The following is a 21457-nucleotide window of genomic DNA, read 5'->3' as shown; positions in this document are numbered from 1 at the left end:
CCGGAACGACGCTCCCGTAATTCCCCTGGAGGACATGCTCGTGCGGAAGATCATGACCGTCACCGCCATCGCCGCGTTCACGGTCGGCGGCGCGTTCCTCTCCGCGGGCCCGGCCTCCGCCGCGACCACCCTCGTCAGCACCAGCTGCACGGGCTCGGTCACCGGCCAGATGGGCGACCAGGTGGCGATCGACGGAGCTTCGGTCAAGACCCTGGTGACGAACGGCGCGAACAACGCCGGCACCCTCGCGATCGGCAGCTGGGCGGGCGATTCCATCGCCAAGAACCACTCGATCCCGGTGGGCCAGGTGCCGAACACCGCGGGCGGCGAAGCGACCGGCGCCGCGATCGGCAAGGCGGTCCGCACCGCGCTGGCCAGCTCCGGCACGTGGGGCCTCGGGCTCGACTGGAACAAGACGCTGAACAGCGTCGAAAGCGCCGTCGCCAAGGGCTGCGGCCTCACGTTGCTCGCGAGCAACTACGTGGCGCCGAGCACCCCGGGCCAGCCGGGCGCGGGCGGCACCGGCACCCAGCCGGGCGGCACCGGCACCAGCCCCGGCGGCGCGTCGGGCAACCTCTCGAACCTCAACCCCGGCACCGCGGGCGGCACGGGCGGCAGCGCCCCGATGCGTGACTACAGCGGCATCCCGACGGCGACCGCCGGCACCGCCGTCGCGCCCGGTGTGCGCTACCCCGCGAACGGCACCCTGCCCGGTGACGCGTCCGCCCCGCAGGCGGGCGCGGGCGACCAGAGCGGCCAGGGCGTGGACGTCCGCGACGCCGGCAACGCGCAGTCGCTGGCTTCGAACAGCGCGTCGAACGACGTGCAGCTGCCGATGCTGATCGCGGTGATCGTGCTCGCCGGCGTCACCGCCGGGCTGGTCCGCACCTGGGTCCTGCGCCGGGCCGCCTGACCCCCGGGAAGACCCGCTGTCCGGCCCCGCCGGCACCCCCAGGTAGCCTTACCTGGACAAACCCTCCTGCCACGGACAGTCCGTGGCCGCGAGCCCATAGGAGGTGAGTGGTTGTGTCACGCCATTACGAGGTAATGGTCATCCTGGACCCCACGCTCGACGAGCGCACGGTCGCCCCCACGCTGGACAACTTCCTCAACGTGATCCGCACTTCGGGCGGTTCCGTGGAGAAGGTCGACGTCTGGGGCCGCCGCCGCCTTTCGTACGAGATCAAGAAGCACGCCGAGGGCATCTACGCGCTCCTCGACCTGAACTCGTCCTCGGACGCGGTGAAGGAGCTGGACCGCCAGCTGTCGCTGCAGGAGACCGTGCTCCGCACCAAGGTCATGCGTCGCGAGGTCAAGCGCGCCGCGGCCAAGCCCGCTGCCGCCAAGGCCTGAGCCCGAGGGGAACCCCGATGGCTGGAGACACCGTCATCACGGTGGTCGGCAACCTGACGTCCGACCCGGAACTGCGCTTCACCCCGTCCGGTGCGGCGGTCGCGAACTTCACCGTCGCGTCCACGCCCCGCACGCTCGACAAGCAGTCGGGTGAGTGGAAGGACGGCGAGGCGCTGTTCCTGCGCTGCAACATCTGGCGGCAGGCGGCGGAGAACGTCGCCGAGTCCCTGACCCGCGGCGCCCGCGTCGTCGTGCAGGGCCGCCTGAAGCAGCGGTCGTTCGAGACGAAGGAAGGCGAGAAGCGGACCGTCGTCGAGCTCGAGGTCGACGAGATCGGCCCCTCGCTGCGCTACGCCACGGCCAAGGTCAACAAGGTCAGCCGCGGTGGCGGCGGTGACTTCGGCGGCGGCGGTGGCGGCGGTGGGAACCGCGGCGGCGGTGGCGGCGGAATGCCGGCCGACGACCCGTGGGGTTCCGCCCCGGCCGCGAGCAGCGGTGGCGGCGGCGGCTTCTCGGACGAGCCCCCCTTCTGATCTCGTACACATCCACAAAGATTTGAATTACCAGGAGTAGACAGTGGCCAAGCCACCCATCCGCAAGCCCAAGAAGAAGGTCTGCGTGTTCTGCAAGGCCGAGAAGAAGGGCCGCCCGGAACTGATCGACTACAAGGACACCAACCTGCTGCGGAAGTACATCTCCGACCGCGGCAAGATCCGTGCCCGTCGCGTCACCGGCAACTGCAGCCAGCACCAGCGTGACATCGCCATCGCGGTCAAGAACTCCCGCGAGATGGCGCTGCTGCCCTACACCTCGACCGCGCGCTAAGGGAGGGCACCGAAATGGCGAAGATCATCCTCACCACGGACGTGGCCAACCTGGGCGGCCCCGGCGACATCGTCGAGGTCAAGGACGGCTACGCGCGCAACTACCTGCTCCCGCGGGGTTACGCGATCGCGGCCTCCAAGGGCGCGGAGAAGAACGTCCGCACGATCCAGCGCGCGCAGGAGAGCCGTCGCATCCGCGACCTCGACCACGCCAAGGAGATCAAGGCGACGCTGGAGGGCCTCGGCGCCATCCAGCTCACCGGCAAGGCGGCCGAGGGCTCGAAGAAGCTCTTCGGTTCGATCACCGCCGGCGAGATCGTCGACGCGATCAAGGCGGCCGGTGGCCCGCTGCTCGACAAGCGCGTCATCGAGCTGCGTGACCACATCAAGACCGTGGGCAAGCACTCGGTCGGCGCCCGGCTGCACCCGGACGTCAAGGTCGACGTGCGGCTCGAGGTCAAGGCCGTCGCGCAGTAAGGCGGTCAAACCGTGAGAAGGCGGGTCGCCCCCTGGTGGGGCGGCCCGCCTTCACGCTTTCCGGGGAACCCCGGACACAGCGGCGGCGTCGGAGGAGAATGGGCGCCGGATGCGAAGGGGATGGAGCGGGATGGGTAACGAGGTCAACATGTCCGCGCCGGCCGGCGGTGGCGGCGGCTTCACGTTCGACGCCGGCAAGATCGACGGCGTCATCAAGAAGTGGCAGGACCTGCAGGCCGACCTGAAACGCGACTACGACGACGCCAACCTGATGGCGAACGTCAAGGCGCCCGGCAAGGAGTTCGCCAGCAGCGACTGGGAGAAGCTCGCCAACCCCTCCGGCAAGGCGTTCCTCGAGCAGAACCGGAAGATGCAGGAGTACGTCAAGAACTACATCGACGCGCTCACCGCCGCGAAGCAGAAGATCACCACCAAGGAGTCGGACACGCAGGCCGACCTTTCGAAGACGGGGAACCAGGCCACGTGAACCGACGACTGATCGCCGTCCCGGCGCTGGCCTTCGCCGTGCTCGCCCTCACCGGCTGCGCGGGCAAGACGCGGGGCACCGCCAACCCGGCGCCGTCCACGGCCGAATCGGCCGGCGAGACCACCCGCGCCACCGCCGACACCGCGCCGCGCGTGCCGAGGCCGCTGAACACCGCGTCGATCACCTCGGACGCCTGCGCCACGATCGACGCGTCCGCGCGCTCCTCGCTGGGCCTCGGCGAGGGCGAGCCGCGGTCCACGGGCAACGGCCCCAGCTGCACGTTCCAGGAGTCCGCCGACCCGGGCAACCAGATCGACGTCACGACGGTGACGGCGAACAAGAACGGGCTGCAGGACGTCTACGACACCAAGGCCAACGACGCCTACTGGGGCGAGTCCCAGGCCTACGGGTACCCGTCCGTCTTCGCCGCGGCGGTCGACGACCGCAAGAACGGCAAGTGCGGCCTGTTCGTCGGGGTGACCGACCAGCTGGCGGTCAACGTGCTGGTCCAGTACGACAACGGCGCCGGTGCGTCGGACCCGTGCTCGGTGGCGCAGAAGTTCGGCGACGCGATGATCCACACCCTGGGAGGCTGAGATGCTGGAACTGGTGCTGCTGGGCGGCTTCGCCGCCTACAACATGGCGACCACGCATTCGGACGACCACACGTCGGTGCAGGGCGAGCGCAAGATCGACTGCTACGACATCTGGGAGAAGATCACCACCGGCCCCGGCCCGGGCTCGATCGAGAACGGGCAGGCGGCGGCGAGCCGGCTGAAGGGCGCTTACTCCGAACGCCTCGGCACCATCGACGACCTGGCCAAGGAGATGGACGCGGCCTGGACCGGCGGCGGCTCCGAGGCGGCGCAGCAGGCCGGCGCCCACCCGCTGCGGGTGTGGATGGAGGACTCCGGCACCAAGCTCACCGACTCCGACAAGTACCTCGGCGAGCAGCACAACGCGTTCACCACGGTGCACGCGCAGGTGCAGCAGGTGCCGAAGGACCCGCCGAAGAACAACCTGCTCAACGCGATCACGCCGTGGACGACCGACACCGACCGGGCGATCCGCGACTACAACGCCAAGGGCCAGGCCAACGTCGACGCCTTCAACACCTACTACAAGGCGAGCAACGACAACGGCCAGAAGATGCCGACGTACTCCGCGCTGCAGGGGCAGCAGGAGAACGTCAACGTGAACGGCGGCAAGGACGGCAAGAAGAAGCCAGGCGGCGACGACCGCAACGGCGGCGGCGACAACACCGGCAACGGAACCGGGACCGGCACCGGCTCGGTGCCCGGCGTCACCATGCCCGGAGCGGGCGGGGTGCCGTCCTTCCCCGGGGGCCCGAACACGCCGGGCGGCAGCTTCGACCCGTCGAAGGTGCCGGGGTTCGACCCGGGCAAGCCGCCGAACTTCGACCCCTCGAAGGTGCCCGGCGGGAACTTCGACCCGTCCAAGCTGCCCGGCGGCGGCAACTACACCCCGCCGAACTTCAACGACGGCACCCATTCCTCGGGCTTCACCTTGCCGAAGATCCCGGGAGCCGGCGGCTTCGGGCCGGGCGGCTCGGGTGGCGCGGGCGACTTCTCCATCCCCGGCGGCGGGTTCGGGCCCGGCGGGTCGGGCGGGATCGGCGACCCGTCGGGGGGCTTCGGGCCGGGCGGCGTGGGCTTCGGGCCCGGCGGCTCGACCGGGGCGGCCATGCCCGGTGGCGGCGTGGGCGCGGGCGGCACCGGCGCCGGCGCGGGCGGTGGTGCGGCCGGCGCGGGCGGTGCCGGTGCGGGCCGCGCGGGTGCCTCCGGGATGGGCGGGATGGGCGGCATGCACCCCGGCGGCGCCAAGGGCCAAGGCGGCGGCGACGAGGAGCGCACCTCGAAGTACCTGCTCGGCGACGACCCGAACGACATCTTCGGGACCGACGAGCTGACCGCGCCGCCGGTCATCGGCGAGTAGCGGACGCGGGCGGCCCGGGCGCGTGCCAAGATGGGCGCGCCCGGCTCCGGCGGGTTCACCGACGATCTTCACGATGTCCGATTCTCACTGGGGGACGAAGCGGTGCTGGACAGGCAGGTCACCATCCGGACCGGCACCCTGGTCAACCTGATCCGGCGCCGGGGCGGCGAGCCGCACCCGGTGCTGGCCGAGACGCCGGCCTGGTACAGCGACGAGGCCCAACGCGCCGAGGACGAGCAGACCAACGCCGAGCTGGCCAAGGCCGGGTTGTTCGGCCCGCGCGGCATGCACCCGGGGTTCGTCGCGACGGTCGAGGCGATCGCCCGGCCGCAGCTGGAGTACTACGGCTGGATCGACGGTGGCTTCCAGGGCAAGCCGGTGAGCTACCGGCTGCTCGCCGGCGCCGTGGGCGGCGAGGCGTTCGTGCTGGCCAGGCACGAGGAGCTGGACGCCGTCGTGCTGGAGTCGACGAAGCCGCACGAGCTGCTCGACGACTTCCTCGGCCAGATCCCCAAGCTGGCGCCCGGCCGCGGGAATCCGCTCGCGGTCCCGAAGGGCCAGATCGAAGGGACCGCCCGCGGCAACGAGGGCGGGTTCGCCGTGCTCCGCAGCGACCGCCCGGCCGAGGGCTCCCAGGAGGTCGACGAGCTCCGGCGGATCCTCGCGTTGCGCCGGATGGGGAGCGGCAGCCTCTACGTCGCGGCCCGCACCCGCACCGGCGCGCGGCACCGGATCGAACGCCCGGTGAACTACATCGATACGTCGGAAGGCCGGTGGCTGACCGAGGAGATTCCGGGACGTGGCGAAAACCGGATCGCCTTCACCCCGGCCGACCAGCGCGTTCTCGCCGACCGGTTACGCAGCGCACAGGGCCGGCTCACCGCGGCCTGATCCGGGGACCGTTCAGCCCACCGGGGCACGCCTCCACTCTCCGTAGTATTCATCCACAGGTCGCGCGGTCCAATGGGTCTCGGCTGGTCCACGACACGCCGAAGAACGGACTTCGCGCGACACGCCGCACGAGTTTTCCGCAAGTTCTCCACACCTTGTCAACAGCCCCTGAGCTGCGGTTTTACCAAAGCCGATCACGCTTGTCCCCAACTTGTCCACAGCTATGGCGGCCCCTGTGATTGGTTACCCCCATTCATCCCCAGGTTGTCCACAGAAGGGTCCCCACCCTGAATTGCCATCGGCCTTCCGGGGGATCTAGCGTGCCCGCTCGGGCCTGTACTCACGGTGGCGCTCCGCGTGTCTGCGACAGCTGACGAAGGTTGTCGCCGATCATCGGGGACAGGCCCGGGGGACGAAAGCACGGGCTCCGGCCGCGTGCTTCGAGAGCGAAGATCCGGCATACTCGAACGAGTGTTCGACAGATGAGGAGGTGTCCGGGGCGGTGGCGCTGACCGACGACCGCAGTCCGATGTATGCGGAAAACGACCCGGGTCCGGGTGACCCCGGTCCCGGTGGCGGTGGGGGCTTCGACCGCCAGCCGCCGCAGGACATCGCGGCCGAGCAGTCCGTGCTCGGCGGCATGCTGCTGTCCAAGGACGCGGTCGCCGACGTCATCGAGGCGCTCGGCCCCGACGACTTCTACAAGCCCGCGCACCAGGCGATCTACGACTGCATCCTCGACCTCTACGGCCGTGGCGAGCCCGCCGACCCGATCACCATCTCGGCGGAGCTGGAGCGGCGCGGGGAGCTGGGCCGCGTCGGCGGCGCGCCCTACCTGCACACGCTGATCGCGACGGTGCCGACGGCGGCGAACGCCGGGTACTACGCGGAGATCGTCTCGGAGAAGGCCGTGCTGCGCCGGCTGGTCGAGGCGGGCACCCGGATCGTGCAGTACGGCTACGGCGCGGCCGCGGCCGACGGCGCGAACATCGACGAGGTCGTCGACCGGGCGCAGGCCGCGATCTACGACGTCACCGAGCGCCGGACCAGCGAGGACTACGTCGCGCTGGAAGAGCTGCTGCAACCGACGATGGACGAGATCGACGCGATCGCGTCCCGCGGCGGGCAGTCACAGGGCATCCCGACCGGGTTCACCGACTTCGACGAGCTGACCAACGGCCTGCACCCGGGCCAGATGATCATCGTCGCCGCCCGCCCCGGTGTCGGCAAGTCGACCCTGGGGCTGGACTTCGCGCGCTCGGCGTCGATCCGGCACGGCCTGACCAGCGTCATCTTCTCGCTGGAAATGAGCCGGACCGAGATCGTCATGCGCATGCTTTCGGCCGAGGCCAAGATCCGCCTCGCCGACATGCGCGGCGGCAAGATGTCCGACGACGACTGGACGCGGCTGGCCCGCCGGATGAGCGAGGTGTCCGAGGCACCGCTGTTCGTCGACGACTCGCCGAACATGACGATGATGGAGATCCGCGCCAAGGCACGCCGGCTGAAGCAGCGCAACGACCTCAAGCTCGTCGTCCTCGACTACCTCCAGCTGATGACCTCCGGCAAGCGCGTCGAGTCGCGGCAGCAGGAAGTCTCGGAGTTCTCGCGGCAGATGAAGCTGCTGGCGAAGGAGATCGAGGTCCCGGTGATCGCGATCAGCCAGCTGAACCGTGGTCCGGAACAGCGCACGGACAAGCGCCCGATGCTGTCCGACCTGCGTGAGTCCGGCTCCCTGGAGCAGGACGCCGACCTCGTCATCCTGGTCAACCGCCCGGACGCCTGGGAGCGCGACGACCCGCGAGCGGGCGAGGCGGACCTGATCATCGCGAAGCACCGAGCCGGCCCGACGGCGACGATCACCGTCGCGCACCAGCTGCACTACAGCCGCTTCGTCGACCTCTCACACGACTAGCCGAGAGCGCTGTACCCGCGGACGAACGCGGTGAGGAGCCGGCCGAAGGTGTCGCGGTCCTCGGCCGGCCAGTCCGCCATCACCTCCGCGAACACCCCGCGGCGGAAGGCGTGCATCTCCTCCAGGTGCGCCTGGCCGGCTTCGGTCGGCACGAGCACCGCGCGCCGTCCGTCGCGCTGATCCGCTTCGCGGCGGAGCAGCCCCTGCTCGACCGCGCGCGCCACGAGCCGGCTGGCGCGTGGCTGGTCGACGCCCAGCGCCGCGCTCAGGGCCGTCACCGTGCCGGCCTCGCCGCGGTCGGCGAGCTCTTCGACGACGTCGAGCAGCTCGAACACCGGGTCGTGCGCACCACGGCCCCGGGCCTTGCCGATCCGGCTGAGGGCACGCCGCTGCTGGCTGCGGCGGATCGCGATCATGGCCCGCTCGACGTCGGCCACCGCGTCCGTCATGGTTGCTCCACCTCCGAACTACATGTATTTTTACATGTAGTTGTTCATCGACATCGGAGTCCTCATGAAACCCCTCGGCTGGTGGCTGCGCCACCTCCACGAGCTTCTCGAATCCTCCATGGCCCACACCCTCGAGGCGGAGTCGCTGACCCGCCGGCACTGGCAGGTACTCAACACGATCGCCCTCGGTGCGCGCACGCCGGAGCAGGTCGACTCGGCGATGGCGCCGTTCGTCGCCGGCGAAGGCTCGATGGCCGCGAAGGTGGCCGACCTGCGTGCCCGCGGCTGGGTCGCCGAAGACGGCAGCCTGACCGCCGACGGGCGCGAAGCCCACGCCCGCGTCGAAGACCGGATCAAGGCGTTCCGCGCGAAGAGCATGGAAGGCATCAGCGACGACGACTACCGCACCACGATCCGGACGCTGGAGCGCTGCGCCGCGAACGTCGAAGCCGCCTGAGGAATATCCCGTGTTGGCCGGGCGTCTCCTCCATTAGTTGAACTTTCAACCTATGGAGCACCCGATGACCCGCACCCCGGTTCTCTACCTCAGCCACGGCGCCCCGCCGCTCGCCGACGACACGACGTGGACCCGCCAGCTCGCCGGCTGGTCCGCCGACCTCCCGAAGCCCCGCGCGATCCTGATCGTGTCGGCGCACTGGGAGGAGGCGCCGCTGACCATCGGGGCGACGACGACGGCGCCGCTCGTGTACGACTTCTGGGGCTTCCCGGAGCGCTACTACCAGGTGCGGTACGCGGCTCCCGGCGCTCCGAAGCTGGCGGCGAAGGTCCGGAAGCTGCTCCGCTCGACGGAGACCCCCGTCCACGACGCCCCGGAGCGCGGCCTCGACCACGGTGCCTACGTGCCGCTCGTCGAGATGTACCCGGACGCCGACATCCCGGTGCTGCAGGTCTCGATGCCCTCGCTCGACCCGCAGGAGCTGTTCGACCTCGGCCGCAAGCTGGCGCCGTTGCGCGACGAAGGCGTGCTGATCATCGGCAGCGGCTTCTTCACCCACAACCTGAGCGGCATGGCCCGCGCCACCGACGGGACACCGCCGGCGTGGTCGGCCGAGTTCGACCACTGGGGTGCCGAGGTCCTGCGCAGCGGTGACGTCGACACGCTGCTCGACTTCCGGCACAAGGCCCCGGCGGCCACGCTCGCGCACCCGCGGATCGAGCACTTCGCGCCGCTGTTCGTGTCCCTCGGCGCCACCTCGGACGAGGGGTCCGGCCGCACGGTGATCGACGGCTTCTGGCACGGCCTGGCGAAGCGCTCCCTCCAGTTCTCCTGACTTCCCCCGAACGCGAGCGAGCCCCAGGAGCCGGATCGGCTCCTGGGGCTCTTCGTCTCCAGGGAAGGAGAGCTATTTCGGTGCTCGCGGGGGAGACCCGCATCCGCGGTCACGTTGCCGGAGCGCTCCGTGCGAGGTCGCCCTCGCGGCGCGGTGGAGCGCCGGCCGCCGTGACAGCGGGGTCTGGGGCCGGGCGGGTTCCGCGGTCGGGAACCCGCCCGGCTTCAGTGCACTACTTGCGCTTCACCAGGCCCAGCAGCTTCGCGAGGAAGCCGGTGGAGTCCAGGCCCGACATCGCCGGCACCTGCGGGGTGCCGTTCAGCAGCGGCAGGTTGGCGTTCACCGGCAGCTGGGCCGGGACGGCCGGCGAGACCGGCAGGGCCGAGGTGGCGGGCAGCGCCGGGGTGGCCGGCAGCGCGACCGGCAGGACACCGGTCGGCAGGTCGGCACGCTGGGTGTGACCCGGCAGGACGCCGCCCAGGGCGGGCAGCGCCGGCAGCGCGGCGGGCAGGCCGGCGGCCGGCACGTCCGCACGCTGGGTGTGCGTCGGCAGGAGCGAACCCACGGCGGGCAGCGCCGGCAGCGCGACCGGCAGGCCCGCGGCCGGCACGTCCGCACGCTGGATGCGCGTCGGCAGGAGCGAGCCCACGGCGGGCAGCCCGGCCACGGACGGCAGCGCCGACGCGGTCGGCAGAGCCGGCTTCGGCAGCGCCGACGCGGTCGGCAGAGCCGGCTTCGGCAGCGCCGGGGTGCCCGTGACCGGCCGCTGCACCAGCTTGGTGACCGCGGCGAGCAGGTTGCCCGTCGACGGCAGGTCGGCGCGCTTGCTCATCGGAACGGTGACCGGGGGCAGCCCGCTGGCGGACACCCCGGCCTCCGGCAGCCCCATGGCGGGCAGCGCGGCCACCGGCAGCCCCTTGGCGGGCAGCCCGGCCACCGGCAGGCCCTTGACGGGCAGCCCGTTGATCGGCAGTGCGCTGGTCAGGCCGTCGAGCGACGGCAGCCCACCGAGCAGCTTGGTGATCGGCAGCGCGCCGACCAGCCCGTTCACCGACGGCAGGTCCCGGCCGGCCAGGCCGCTGCGGACCGTGGCCAGCGACGGCAGCTCGTCGACCGCCAGCTCCGAGCCCTCCTCCGGGAACGCGATGGCGTCCTCGGCCTCGTCGTCGATGCTCGTCGCGTTGGCCGCGTAGGCGGTGGCCACCCCGAGCAGTTCGAGGGGCACGCCGTAGATCTGCACCGGCAGCGCGAACGCGTCGTACAGGCCGAGACCCGACAGCGCGGACCGGTCGCCCGCGGTGACGGCCTTGCCGCCGTTCTCCGTGTTCAGCGTGTTCCCGCCGACGGCGTGCGCGACGCCGCCCACGGTCGCCGCGTCGCCGAACACCTGGGCGATCGCGGTCACCGGCAGGTCGAGGATGTTGCCGGAGATCGCGCCCTCGACACCGGAGGTGGTGTCGTCGCCCGCGTTCGTCACGTCGGTCGTGTTGACGCCGGCGCCCTTGGCGACGCCCAGCACGCTGGCGGCGTCACCGAAGACCTGCGCCACCGGCAGCGCGTCCACGCCGACGATGTTGCCGGCCACGCTGCCGCGGTCACCACTGGTGGTGGCGTCGCCGCCCGCGATCGACGAGACGTCGTTGGTGCCCACGCCGGTGCCGAGCGCGCCGCCGGCGAGCCCGTCGCCGAAGACCGAGCCGGCGCCCGCGATCGGGGCCTTCACGATGTTGCCGGTCACGGCGCCGTACCGGCCGTCGGTCACGGCCTTGCCGCCCGCCGTCGCGTCGGTGATGTTGTCGTTCTCACCGGTGCCGATGCCGCCGAGGGCGCCACCGACGCCCATCGCCTGCAGCGGCAGCGCGATCGGGGCCTCGATGATGTTGCCCGCGCCGGCCCCGCCGGGACCGTGGGCCTTGACCGCACCGCCCGCGTTGGACGTCGTGTCGGTCGAGCCCTTGCCGTGGCCCTGGCCGATGAGGGCGCCACCGATGTTGGCCGCCTGCACCGGGATCGACGCCGGCACCGTGCCCAGGTTGGAGCTCAGGAAGCCGCCGTCGTCCACCGTGCTGCCACCGCCGCCGCCGGAGACGACCTTGGTCTCGTCGGCCGCGCCGGAGCCCTGGCCGATGAAGGAGCCACCGATGCCGAAGACCTCGAGGGGGAGGCCGGCCGGCACCTGGATGAGGTTGCCCGAGCCGGTCGAGTCGCTGCCCTGCGTGCCGTCGTACGCCCCGGCGGTGACCGTCTTGTCCTCGGACGCCTTGCCGGTCGCGTTGCCGATGTGGCTGCCGCCGATGCCGAAGACCTCGGGCGCGCCCGCGGCCTGGGTGTTGAGGATGTTGCCGCCGAGGAAGGCGCCGTTGCCCCGCGTGTAGCTGCCGTTGCCGGCGTTGACGTCGGTCGTGTTGTCGTGCGCGGCGTCCGCCTGGCCGATGTAGGTGCCACCGATGCCGAAGGCTTCGACCGGCAGCCCGAGCGACGGGTTCAGGACGTTGCCCGACCCGCTCGAGTCGTCACCCGCGGTCTTGACGAAGCCACCCGAGTCGACGGTGCTGGAGGACGTGCTGGCCCCCGGGATGCCCGTCGAGGCGTTGCCGATCCACGAGCCCGCGACACCCGCGACGTTCGCGATCGGGGACAGCGCCGCCGACCCGCCGTTGCCGGAGAGGAACGAGTCGTTGCCGCTGGTCTCGAGGTAGGTCGGAGTGCCCAGACGGCTCCTGCGGGTGCTGCCGGCCGTGGCGTCGGCCGCGTTGTTGCAGCTGTCGGAGTTCGCCAGCGCACCCCACACCGCACCGGCGTTGCAGTTGAACTTCACCGGCAGGGCGATCGGCGTGCCGACCACGTTGCCCGACCCGGAGGCGTTGTCGCCGGAGCTCACCAGCGTGCCGCCGGAAGAGGCGACGGTGTCGGCCGAGTAGCCGTGGCTCTGCCCGTTGCCGAGCAGGTAGGAAGCGGCGTTGCCGGTCACCTGCACCGGGGTGGCGAAGTGGCCCGCCAGCACGTTGCCGGACATGGACGAGCCGTCGCCGTTGGTGGCGACGTCGCCGGTCTCGGTGGTGCTCTGGCTGGCCGACCCACCGGTCACGCGGCCGGTGCCGCCGGCGACCCCGCCGCCGTTCCCGGCGATCTGGACGGGCAGCGCCCAGTCGAGGGCGACGGCATTGCCCGCGACGCTCGAGTCGCGGCCCGTCGTCTTGAGGTCGCGGTCGTGGCCCCAGCTCTGCTGGTGGTGGGTGCCGTCGACGTGCGCGTCGCCGACCGCGCCGATCGCGTTGTCGACGATCTGGATCGGGACGACGACGTCGCCGCTGATCTTGTTGCCCTTGAGGTTGTTGTGGCCCGGGGTGAAGCCGCCCGCACCATCTTCCTTGGACGCGCCGCCCAGGGTGGTGTCGTTGATCGGGCTCGCGTAGTCGAACTGCTTCGAGCCCTCGTTCAGCGCCTTGCTGACGGGCTTGGTGCTCAGCTCCGTCTGCCCGGCGGGCAGGTCCAGCTGGCCGAAGGGGGTGCCGACCGCGTTGTTGGCTTCCTGGATCGGAGCCGTGACGTTCAGGTCGAGCGGGGAGGCCGGGGTGTCGGGGTTGACGTTCTCGTCGGCCGAAGCGATGCCGGTACCCAGCATCAGCAACCCACCCGTGACAAGTGCGGTCTGGAGTCCGCGCTTTGCCCACGTCTGCATGGGGTTTTTCTCCTTCATTTCGGGTTCCCTTGCGGGCTTATGGGGGTGCGCTCGTCGAAAAAGGGGTCCGAGCAGCACCGGAGGGGGATGGACTTCGTGCGGGCGCGCGGTGTCTTGGAGAACAGCGGGCGCGCCGCCGTGCACGGGGATCGAGCGGACGCGAAGCCGTCAGCGAAGGACGGACGTGGGTGCGTCAGCTACCCGTGGAGTGAGGTGTTCAGTCAGGAGTGACGCCGGGCTGCTCGCCTGGGGTGCGCAGCGAGTGGCGCAGGCCGGCGCGGGTCATCGCCGCGACGGCGGTGTCGACGGCTTCGGTCGTCCAGGAGGGGACGCCGAAGTTGAACCCGTCGAGGTGTCCACCGGGGGCCGTGGAGCCACCCGGGGCGGTGGGGACGGCCGGCGCGGCCGGAAGCTGCGCCGGGTTCAGCGGCGACGGCAGGTCACGGTGCTGGTTGCGGGTGTGGCCCGCGGCACCGGTGACGTCGTCGTGCTGGAGCTCCGCCGGCATCGCGGCTGGCGACGCGGCGGGGAGTTCGACGGTGGTGACGGCGGGCGTGCCGGCCGGCTGACCGGTACCCGGGGTCACCGGCTCTTCGCCCGGGGCGAGCCCCGGGAGGCCGGGCAGCGGGGCCAGGTGGCCCCGGCCGGCCGGGTCGAGCAGCTGCCACACGTGCCGGCCGAAGTCCTTGGCCGGCTCGGGGGCGATGGTCTGCTCGATGACCTGGCGGGTGTCCTCCGGCTTGCGAGCGATGTGCTCGAACGCGCCGAGGGTGCGCTCCGCCGGGCTCAGCACCGCGTCGTCGGTCAGGTCGGCCACCGAGGCACTGACGTGCTTGGAGACCGCCGCCTCGACGGCGCCGGCGTCGGTGCTGTCGCACGCGCGGTGCGGCTCGCTCCACGTCGTCGCGTCCTGGTGGCAGGCCGTCTCGGCGACCCCGCCGGCGATGTCGCCCGCGAAGTGCGCGGCGCCGTGGTTCACGTCGCCGAGGCTGCCCGACGTGGCGTCGGTGACCGGGGTGACGGAAGCGGTGCCGACCTCGACGGTGTCCGCGGAGGCGGCCGCGCCGGAGACGAGCCACGCGGCGGCCGTGCCGGCCACCGCGCCACCGAGCACCAGCAACGCCCGCGACACGAGCCGGCCGACGCGCTTGGCGCCCTGCCCCTCGTTCGTCGCGGTGTTCGCCACTGGTGCGTCTCCTCGGATCGGGTGCTCGACGGCACATGCCGTTGCGAAAGCGACCTAACCAAACCGGCGCGGCGCTGCGCACCTTCCACGCGACTTGATGCCCCCATCGTGTGAAAGACACACGGTGTAACCCGGTTTGACGATCGGTGATCATCGCTGGCTGCCGCGTGTGTCGGACTCGGCCACGGGAAAGCGGCCGAATCGGGCGCTCCAGCGGCTACGGTGGGCCGGTGAGCCACGCGCGACGCGAAGACCCGTTCCTGCCGAAGCACGAGGACATCACCGGGCTGATCCCCCGGGGGCTGCGCATCAGCGCGGCTTTGGCGTGGCGGTTCATCGTGGTGGTCGCCGCCCTGTACGCCGTGGTGTGGGTGATCGGCTACCTGTCGGTCGTGATCATCCCGCTGTCCATCGCGCTGCTGCTGTCCGCGCTGCTCGCGCCCGCGGTGCAGAAGCTGGTGGCGGTGCGGTTCCCGCGCGGGCTGGCGACGGCGATCGTGCTGATCGCCGGGCTGGCCGTGCTCGGCGGCCTGCTGACGTTCGTCATCACGCAATTCTCCTCCGGCCTGCCGCAGCTGCAGCAGCAGCTCAACTCCAGCCTCAACCAGATCAAGGAATGGCTGCTCAACGGCCCGCCGCACCTGCGCCAGGAGCAGATCCAGGACTTCATCAACCAGGCGATCGGGTTCATCCAGAACAACCAGGCGTCGATCACGACGACCGCGCTGACCACGGCGAGCACGGTCGGCGAGATCCTCACCGGCTTCCTGCTGACGCTGTTCATCACGATCTTCTTCCTCAGCGGCGGCGACGGCATCTGGTCGTTCCTGGTCCGCGCCGTGCCGCGCCGGGTCCGCAACCGCGTCGACGTCGCCGGGCGCCGCGGGTTTGCGTCGCTGGTCAGCTACGTGCGGGCGACGGCCGCGGTCGCCGTGGTCGACGCGGTCGGCATCGGCGTCGGCCTGTGGATCATGGGTGTGCCGCTGGTGATCCCGCTGGCGACGCTGGTCTTCATCGGCGCGTTCATCCCGATCATCGGCGCGGTCATCACCGGCGGCGTCGCCGTGCTGATCGCACTGGTGACGAACGGGTTCATCGGCGCGGTGATCGTGCTGGGCATCGTGATCGGCGTGATGCAGCTGGAGAGCCACATCCTGCAGCCGCTGCTGCTCGGCCGGGCGGTGAAGCTGCACCCGCTGGCCGTGGTCTTGGCCATCACCGCCGGCCTGGTCGCGGGCGGGATCGCCGGCGCCCTGCTGGCCGTGCCGCTGCTGGCCGTGCTGAACGCCGGGGTCCGCTCGCTGCTGCACGAGACCGATCCCGACCCGGCCGAGGTGAACGTCCTCGCCGACCAGGCCGCGCAGCCGAACGACGCCGAGCCCGGCACGGCGGGGGCCACGGTGGCGACCCGCGGCGAGGACGATGACGAGAAGTGACCGTCCGGCGGACGCCCGACCCGGTCACCCCCATGTGGCGCGGTGTGCTGGCGTTCCGCGTGCTCACCTGGGCGTTCGCCTGCGGCACGGTGATCGTGCAGAGCGGGCAGTACCGGCGCGAGTGGCTGGCGTGGGCGATCCTCGGCGTGATGGCGGTGTGGTCGGTCGTCAGCAGCTTCCTCTACCTGCGCGAGCGGACGCGGCCGCCGGCCCTGGTGGTCTTCGACCTCGTGCTGAGCACCGGGCTGCTGCTGACCTCGCCGTGGGTGCTCAGCGACGCGCAGTTCGCGCTGAACGTCCCGCTCATCACCACGGTGTGGGCGGCCGTGGCGCCGGTCGCCGCGGGCGCGCGCTTCGGCGCGGTGGGCGGGGTGCTCGCCGGCCTGGTCGTCGGGGTGGCGACCGCGCTGGCGCGGGAGAAGTTCGACCTCGACGTCGCCCGCGACGGCGTCCTGCTCGCCGCGGCCGGCCTGCTGGTCGGCATGGCCGCGACGATGGCCCGCCGGTCCGCGGCGCGGCTGGAGCAGGCCCTGCGGAAGGAAGCGGCGACGGCCGAGCGGGAGCGGCTGGCGCGGTCGATCCACGACAGCGTGCTGCAGGTGCTCGCCCGGGTCCGCAAGCGGGGCAACGAGGTCGGCGGCGAAGCGGCGGAGCTGGCCCGGCTGGCCGGCGAGCAGGAGATCGCGCTGCGGTCGCTGGTGACGACCGAGCCGGTGGCGCCGAACGACAGCGGCCGGACGAGCCTGCGCGCCGCGCTGCAGGTGCTCGCGACCTCGTCGGTGCAGGTCTCGGCCCCGGCGGACGACGTCGAACTGCCGGCGCACGTGACCGGCGAGCTGGTCGCCGTGACCCGCGAAGCGCTGGCGAACGTCGAGAAGCACGCGGGCCCGGGCGCGCACGCGTGGGTGCTGCTGGAGGACCTCGGCGACGAGGTCGTGGTGAGCATCCGCGACGACGGACCGGGCATACCGGACGGCGTTCTCGAGCAAGCCGCCGCGGCGGGGCACCTGGGCGTGGTGGAATCCATCCGGGGGCGGGTCCGCGACCTGGGCGGGAGCGCGACCCTCGACACCGGGCCCGGCCGGGGCACGGAGTGGGAGGTCAGGGTGCCGAGCACGAGGGGTGCGAGATGAGTGACGAGCCGCGGATCTCGGTGATGGTGGTCGACGACCACCCGATCTGGCGCGACGGGGTGGCCCGCGACCTGACCGAACACGGCTTCGACGTGCGGGCGACCGCGCCGGACGCCGACGCGGCGCTGCGGATCGCGCGGACCGTGCGGCCCGACGTCGTGCTGATGGACCTGAACCTGGGCGGCACCTCGGGGGTGGACGCGACCCGCGAGATCACCGCGGCCCTGCCGTCGACCAAGGTGCTGGTGCTCTCGGCGAGCGGCGAGCACAAGGACGTCCTCGAGGCGGTGAAGGCCGGCGCGTCCGGCTACCTGGTCAAGTCGGCCTCGGCGACGGAGCTGGTCGACGCCGTCCACCGCACGGCCGCGGGCGACCCGGTGTTCACCGCGGGCCTGGCCGGGCTGGTGCTCGGCGAGTACCGGCGGATGGCCGACGCCCCGGCCGGCGACGCCGAGCCGCCGCGGCTGACCGAGCGCGAAACCGACGTCCTGCGCCTGGTCGCGAAGGGGCTCACCGCGCGGCAGATCGCCGAGCGGCTGGTGCTGTCACACCGGACGGTGGAGAACCACGTCCAGTCGACGCTGCGGAAGCTGCAGCTGCACAACCGCGTCGAGCTGGCCCGGTACGCGATCGAGCACGGCCTCGACGGGGAGTAGTTCAGGGCAGCAGGGCGAAGCCGGACCAGGTGCCGGCGGGCAAGGCGGCCTGGCTGAGGCGCCACTGCGGTTCGCCCGGGTGCCAGGCGGCCAGGACGCGGTCGGCGAGCACCAGGTCGCCGGCGGCCGACCAGCCGAAGCCGCGGTTGAGGTGCTCGGTGACGAACGGCATGCCCGGGGCGTGGTCCCAGGTCGGCCCGTCCGGGCGGAGCAGCCAGAGGTCCCGCGTCTGCGTGTTGGTGCCGCGGTAGGCGGCGTTCGAGAAGTCGACGGCCCAGATCGTTCCTTCACGCGAGGGCACCACGGTGGGTGCCGCGCCGATCGACGGCCGGCTGAGCTTCTTGCTGCTGTTGTCCCGCAGATCGACCAGGGTGAGGTCGGTCAGGCCGTCGAGCAGCAGCCAGTCGCCGGCGGCGCCGAGGATGCGCGGCGCCTGCCGGACCGTGCGACCGGTCGCCGGTTCGATCAGGGCGTCGGTCGACTCGGCGGCACCGGCGTTGATGGTGATCAGCAGGCCGTGCGGGGTCTCGGCCCGCACCTGCGTGCGGCAGCTGGCGGCCTGGCCGCGGCCGAGCTCGCCGGCGGTGAACGAGACGTGCTGGAGGCGGCAGTCGTCCGGCGCGTCCTGCCGGATCAGCCAGACGCCTTCGCCGCCGGTGTCCGGCCCCGCCGACCAGGCGCGGCCGAGCGACCGCGGCGGGCTCGACGGCCCGGTGTGCTCGAAGATTTCGGGGGGTTCGCCCGCTCGCGGGTACGGCGGGCGGACCACCAGGACGGCGTGCTTCCCGGCCCGCACGACGTCCAGCCGGACGTCACCGCCGGGGTAGCCGGGCACGGTGGCCACGGGGCCGCGGTCGGCGTCGAACAGGGTGGGTGCGACGGTCGGCAGCAGCGCGGTGACGCCGATGCCACCGGTCGCCTCGATGCCGGACAGTTCCGTCAGCGGCCCCGGGGGTGGCGGCGGCGGTGGGGCTTCGGCGTTGGTGCACGCGGACAGCAGAAGGACCGCCGCGAGGGCGGCGGCGGCGCGGACTACGGGTCCGTTCAGGGTTTTCCCCCGATCTCCTTGGAGAAATCCGGTTCTACCATCAAGGGCATGGGCGAGGAAGAGACCGCGGCGGCGGAACCGGTGACCGAAACCAAGCCGTTGAGCGAGCGCGATCTCCGGGTGTCCGACGACGAACGGGAGCACGTCGTCGGCGTGCTCCAGAAGGCGATCGGCCGCGGCATGATCGACCTCGACGAGTTCACCGAGCGCACCGACCGCGCGCTCGCGTCGAGGACGCGCGGCGAGCTGAACGCGGTGCTGGCCGACCTGGCCGGCCTCTACCACCCGGCCGCGGCCGTCGCCGCCGCGCCGGCGTACGCGCCGCCGGTGGGCTACGGCGGCGGCTACTCGACCGGGCAGCGGTTCGAGCTCAACGCGAAGTACTCGTCGCTGCATCGCGGCGGGCCGTGGGTGGTGCCGGCCGAGCTGGTCGTGCGCAACAAGTACGGCTCGACGAAGCTGGACTTCACCGAGGCCCAGGTGCAGTCGCCGGTGGTGCACATCGAGCTGGACGCCAAGTGGGGCTCGGTCGAGATCATCATCCCGGAGCACGCGGCGGTGGACCTCAACGCGATCAGCGACGTCAAATTCGGCGCGATGGAGGACAAGACCCGCAGCAACGGGCGGCTGGGCAACCCCCGGTACGTGCTGACCGGCCGCGTGCACGGCGGCTCGCTGGTCGTCCGCCACCCGCGGCGCGGGCTGTTCGGCTAGCCGGGGCCCCTCTGCCCCCGGCGTCAAGAAGGCCTCCCCACCCAGGCATCGGGTGGGGAGGCCTTCGTCTTGTCAGGCGGCCAGCGGCCGGATCGAGCGCAGGTGCCGGGCGACGAACCAGACGAGCGCGGCGAAGGCGACGGCAGCGAGCCCGGCGACGACGTGCAGCCCGTCGGGCAGGCCGTGGCTGCGGACGACGGCGTTGCCCAGCGTGCCGACGGTGGCGAGGCCGAAGGCGTACCCGAACTCGTTGACCGTCTGGGCCAGCGAAGCGGCGGCGCCGGCCTTGCGCACCGGGACCGAGCCGACGACGAGGTCGGTGCCGAGGGCGACCATCGGCCCGACCCCCAGCGACGTCACGGCGAACCCGAGCGACGGCCACACCGGCCCGGCGGCGGGGTCGACGAGCGCGAGGATCACCATCCCGGAGGCGGCGAGGGCAACGCCACCGGCGATCAGCCGGCCGGGCCGCACGCGCCGGGCGAGCACGGGCGCGGCGAGGAAGCTGACGGTCGAGCCGGCCATCCCGGGCAGCAGCCCCAGCGCGGCCCCGACCGGCGACAGGTGCTGGGCGAGCTGGAAGAACTGCGCGACGAAGAGCATGGTCGTGCCGCCGAGCATGCTGAACAGCAGCATCCCGCCGAGCGTGGTCCGGAACGCCTTCGCGGCGAACAGGCTGAAGTCGATCAGCGGGTCGTCGAGCGTGCGCTGCCGCTTGACGAAGACGTAGCCGACGGCGAGGCCGGCGACGAGCGCGAGCACGGGAACGGTCCGGACGCCGTCGCGGGCGAGTTCCTTGACGCCGTAGACGGCGGGCAGGATCGTGGCGAGCGAGAGGGCGACGCTGGGCAGGTCGAGCCGCCCGGCGGTCTCGTCCCGGTATTCCGGCAGCAGCTTCGGCCCGACGACGAGCAGCAGGACCATGGCGGGCACGCCGAGCAGGAAGACCGAGCCCCACCAGAAGTGTTCGAGCATGAACCCGCCGACCATCGGCCCGACGATCGCCCCGACGGAGAAGCAGCCGGCCCAGATCCCGATGGCTTCGGCCCGCTGCCGCGGGTTTTCGAAGAGCGTCCCGATGAGGGAGAGGGTGGAGGGGGCGAGCGTGGCCCCGGCGATCCCGAGCGCGGCCCGCGCGGCGATGAGCATCCCGGCCGTGGTGGAGAAGGCGGCGAAGACGGAGGCGAGCCCGAAGGCGGCAGCCCCGGCGAGCAGCAGTTTCCGCCGCCCGATCCGGTCCCCGAGGGTCCCCATGGTGACCATGAAACCGGCGACCATGAAGCCGTAGGTGTCCATGATCCACAGTTGCTGGGTCCCATCGGCGTGCAGGCTGACGGCCAGTTTGGGCAGAGCGAGCACGAGCACGAAGACGTCGAGCGAGACGAGCAGGGTGGGCAGCGCCAGCACGGCCAGCCCGATCCACTCCCGACGTCCGGCCCGGACAGGGCCGGCCGGCGCGGCGATGGTGGCGGTCATGGTGAGGGTCCTCTCGGCTCGATCCTTCGTTTCTCACCCCCGCGTCGAGCGGGAAGGGACGGGATCGACAACCGGCCGGAAGTTTTTTCCGGAGAAAAGCCGTGAAGGCCACCTCAGGATTGCCGAGATGACCTTCACGGACTTCAGGCGGGTTGCCCACACCCCTCGATCAATGTGGACAACCGCGCTCATCCAGGTTCGCACAACCTGGCACGGTCGGTGATGACCGATAGACTGAAAGTGGGGGGGCGCCCCTGCGGGTGAGTATGATTCGGCGAGTGTCGAATCGGGGTTGCGTCGGCGGGTCGGTTTGCGCTGTGTGGCCGCAGGTCACGCCACGGTTCACGGCCGAGGGGCTGCAGCTCCACGCCGCCGAGGGCAGCCACGCGACCGAGCCCGCCCGCGAGCCGAGCGCCGCAGCTCCGCGCGATTGCCGGCAGTCGGCGCCGAACCCACCTGCGGCCGAGCGCCGAAGCATCGCT

The 21457-nt window shown here is 71.8% G+C and carries 21 protein-coding genes; 16 read left to right on the top strand and 5 right to left on the bottom strand.

The genetic code is table 11. The features are described 5' to 3' along the window. The first annotated feature begins 34 nt into the window (after positions 1-34). The 10 genes from C2L59_RS35355 to dnaB all read left to right on the top strand — a co-directional run bounded on the left by C2L59_RS35355 (position 35) and on the right by dnaB (position 7903). A complete protein-coding gene (locus tag C2L59_RS35355) occupies positions 35-913 on the top strand; it encodes a hypothetical protein (protein ID WP_103353880.1) in 879 nt (292 codons plus the stop codon). Between the two features lie 113 nt (positions 914-1026). Further along, positions 1027-1353 (top strand): 30S ribosomal protein S6, encoded by a 327-nt coding sequence (gene rpsF / locus C2L59_RS35350; RefSeq protein ID WP_176173898.1) that lies wholly within the window; start codon positions 1027-1029, stop codon positions 1351-1353. Positions 1354-1370: 17 nt separating this feature from the next. After that, positions 1371-1886 (top strand): single-stranded DNA-binding protein, encoded by a 516-nt coding sequence (locus C2L59_RS35345; RefSeq protein WP_013231003.1) that lies wholly within the window; start codon positions 1371-1373, stop codon positions 1884-1886. A 43-nt stretch (positions 1887-1929) separates the two neighbouring features. After that, entirely contained in the window at positions 1930-2178 is a 249-nt protein-coding gene (rpsR, locus tag C2L59_RS35340; RefSeq protein ID WP_003098744.1) for a 30S ribosomal protein S18, read from the top strand. 14 nt (positions 2179-2192) lie between these two features. Further along, complete coding sequence (gene rplI / locus C2L59_RS35335) at positions 2193-2654, top strand: 50S ribosomal protein L9 (protein WP_086838958.1); 462 nt, start codon at positions 2193-2195, stop codon at positions 2652-2654. Between the two features lie 130 nt (positions 2655-2784). Continuing rightward, a complete protein-coding gene (locus tag C2L59_RS35330) occupies positions 2785-3141 on the top strand; it encodes a hypothetical protein (protein ID WP_103353879.1) in 357 nt (118 codons plus the stop codon). Next, complete coding sequence (locus tag C2L59_RS35325) at positions 3138-3737, top strand: DUF3558 domain-containing protein (RefSeq protein ID WP_103353878.1); 600 nt, start codon at positions 3138-3140, stop codon at positions 3735-3737. The genes C2L59_RS35330 and C2L59_RS35325 overlap by 4 nt, the downstream gene beginning before the upstream one ends. Before the next feature lies 1 nt (position 3738). Next, complete coding sequence (locus C2L59_RS35320; protein WP_103353877.1) at positions 3739-5097, top strand: hypothetical protein; 1359 nt, start codon at positions 3739-3741, stop codon at positions 5095-5097. A 102-nt stretch (positions 5098-5199) separates the two neighbouring features. Further along, positions 5200-5988 (top strand): ESX secretion-associated protein EspG, encoded by a 789-nt coding sequence (locus tag C2L59_RS35315; RefSeq protein ID WP_103354000.1) that lies wholly within the window; start codon positions 5200-5202, stop codon positions 5986-5988. A gap of 502 nt (positions 5989-6490) precedes the next feature. Next, on the top strand, positions 6491-7903 hold the full coding sequence (gene dnaB, locus C2L59_RS35310) for a replicative DNA helicase (RefSeq protein ID WP_103353876.1): 1413 nt from the start codon (positions 6491-6493) through the stop codon (positions 7901-7903). Here dnaB and C2L59_RS35305 read toward each other — a convergent pair. Continuing rightward, complete coding sequence (locus tag C2L59_RS35305) at positions 7900-8352, bottom strand: MarR family winged helix-turn-helix transcriptional regulator (protein WP_103353875.1); 453 nt, start codon at positions 8350-8352, stop codon at positions 7900-7902. The two genes, dnaB and C2L59_RS35305, sit on opposite strands and share 4 nt — an antisense overlap. Before the next feature lie 64 nt (positions 8353-8416). Here C2L59_RS35305 and C2L59_RS35300 point away from each other — a divergent pair, with 64 nt between their 5' ends. Then, entirely contained in the window at positions 8417-8809 is a 393-nt protein-coding gene (locus C2L59_RS35300; protein WP_103353999.1) for a MarR family winged helix-turn-helix transcriptional regulator, read from the top strand. A 64-nt stretch (positions 8810-8873) separates the two neighbouring features. Continuing rightward, complete coding sequence (locus tag C2L59_RS35295; protein WP_103353998.1) at positions 8874-9644, top strand: dioxygenase; 771 nt, start codon at positions 8874-8876, stop codon at positions 9642-9644. A 232-nt stretch (positions 9645-9876) separates the two neighbouring features. Here the strand turns inward: C2L59_RS35295 and C2L59_RS35290 are convergent, their stop codons facing one another. After that, a complete protein-coding gene (locus C2L59_RS35290) occupies positions 9877-13326 on the bottom strand; it encodes a PE-PGRS family protein (RefSeq protein ID WP_233223851.1) in 3450 nt (1149 codons plus the stop codon). A 217-nt stretch (positions 13327-13543) separates the two neighbouring features. Beyond that, positions 13544-14512, bottom strand: coding sequence for a hypothetical protein (locus C2L59_RS35285; protein WP_103353873.1), 969 nt, complete (start codon positions 14510-14512; stop codon positions 13544-13546). Positions 14513-14742: 230 nt separating this feature from the next. Between C2L59_RS35285 and C2L59_RS35280 the strand changes: the two genes are divergently transcribed. Genes C2L59_RS35280 through C2L59_RS35270 form a run of 3 tightly spaced genes read left to right on the top strand, consistent with a single transcriptional unit; the run spans position 14743 to position 17737 of the window. After that, entirely contained in the window at positions 14743-15948 is a 1206-nt protein-coding gene (locus tag C2L59_RS35280) for an AI-2E family transporter (protein ID WP_103353872.1), read from the top strand. Beyond that, the gene (gene macS / locus C2L59_RS35275) at positions 15945-17081 is read left to right on the top strand and encodes a MacS family sensor histidine kinase (protein ID WP_103353871.1); all 1137 of its coding nucleotides are present in this window, start codon (positions 15945-15947) and stop codon (positions 17079-17081) included. Before C2L59_RS35280 ends, macS begins: the two co-directional genes overlap by 4 nt. After that, complete coding sequence (locus C2L59_RS35270) at positions 17078-17737, top strand: response regulator transcription factor (protein WP_103353870.1); 660 nt, start codon at positions 17078-17080, stop codon at positions 17735-17737. Before macS ends, C2L59_RS35270 begins: the two co-directional genes overlap by 4 nt. Before the next feature lies 1 nt (position 17738). On the opposite strand, the gene C2L59_RS35265 is transcribed toward C2L59_RS35270, so the two are convergent. Further along, positions 17739-18581: a hypothetical protein gene (locus C2L59_RS35265; protein ID WP_233223850.1), complete on the bottom strand. Its 843-nt coding sequence runs from the start codon at positions 18579-18581 to the stop codon at positions 17739-17741. A gap of 252 nt (positions 18582-18833) precedes the next feature. Here C2L59_RS35265 and C2L59_RS35260 point away from each other — a divergent pair, with 252 nt between their 5' ends. Beyond that, positions 18834-19499 (top strand): DUF1707 domain-containing protein, encoded by a 666-nt coding sequence (locus tag C2L59_RS35260; protein ID WP_103353869.1) that lies wholly within the window; start codon positions 18834-18836, stop codon positions 19497-19499. 72 nt (positions 19500-19571) lie between these two features. On the opposite strand, the gene C2L59_RS35255 is transcribed toward C2L59_RS35260, so the two are convergent. After that, positions 19572-20975, bottom strand: coding sequence for an MFS transporter (locus C2L59_RS35255; protein WP_103353868.1), 1404 nt, complete (start codon positions 20973-20975; stop codon positions 19572-19574). Positions 20976-21457: the final 482 nt, after the last annotated feature.

Source organism: Amycolatopsis sp. CA-128772, assembly GCF_002904295.1.
In the GTDB taxonomy this organism is placed as follows: domain Bacteria; phylum Actinomycetota; class Actinomycetes; order Mycobacteriales; family Pseudonocardiaceae; genus Amycolatopsis.
Note: the sequence above shows the minus strand (reverse complement) of the source record. Positions and strands in the feature narration are given on the sequence as shown.

Excerpts from the sequence above, each read along its gene's own strand:
- C2L59_RS35355 (WP_103353880.1), top strand. The coding sequence starts at position 35 with ATGCTCGTGCGGAAGATCATGACCGTCACCGCCATCGCCGCGTTCACG.
- C2L59_RS35345 (WP_013231003.1), top strand. The coding sequence starts at position 1,371 with ATGGCTGGAGACACCGTCATCACGGTGGTCGGCAACCTGACGTCCGAC.
- rplI (WP_086838958.1), top strand. The coding sequence starts at position 2,193 with ATGGCGAAGATCATCCTCACCACGGACGTGGCCAACCTGGGCGGCCCC.
- C2L59_RS35330 (WP_103353879.1), top strand. The coding sequence starts at position 2,785 with ATGGGTAACGAGGTCAACATGTCCGCGCCGGCCGGCGGTGGCGGCGGC.
- C2L59_RS35320 (WP_103353877.1), top strand. The coding sequence starts at position 3,739 with ATGCTGGAACTGGTGCTGCTGGGCGGCTTCGCCGCCTACAACATGGCG.
- C2L59_RS35305 (WP_103353875.1), bottom strand. The coding sequence starts at position 8,352 with ATGACGGACGCGGTGGCCGACGTCGAGCGGGCCATGATCGCGATCCGC.
- C2L59_RS35300 (WP_103353999.1), top strand. The coding sequence starts at position 8,417 with ATGAAACCCCTCGGCTGGTGGCTGCGCCACCTCCACGAGCTTCTCGAA.
- C2L59_RS35295 (WP_103353998.1), top strand. The coding sequence starts at position 8,874 with ATGACCCGCACCCCGGTTCTCTACCTCAGCCACGGCGCCCCGCCGCTC.
- C2L59_RS35290 (WP_233223851.1), bottom strand. The coding sequence starts at position 13,326 with ATGCAGACGTGGGCAAAGCGCGGACTCCAGACCGCACTTGTCACGGGT.
- C2L59_RS35270 (WP_103353870.1), top strand. The coding sequence starts at position 17,078 with ATGAGTGACGAGCCGCGGATCTCGGTGATGGTGGTCGACGACCACCCG.
- C2L59_RS35260 (WP_103353869.1), top strand. The coding sequence starts at position 18,834 with ATGGGCGAGGAAGAGACCGCGGCGGCGGAACCGGTGACCGAAACCAAG.
- C2L59_RS35255 (WP_103353868.1), bottom strand. The coding sequence starts at position 20,975 with ATGACCGCCACCATCGCCGCGCCGGCCGGCCCTGTCCGGGCCGGACGT.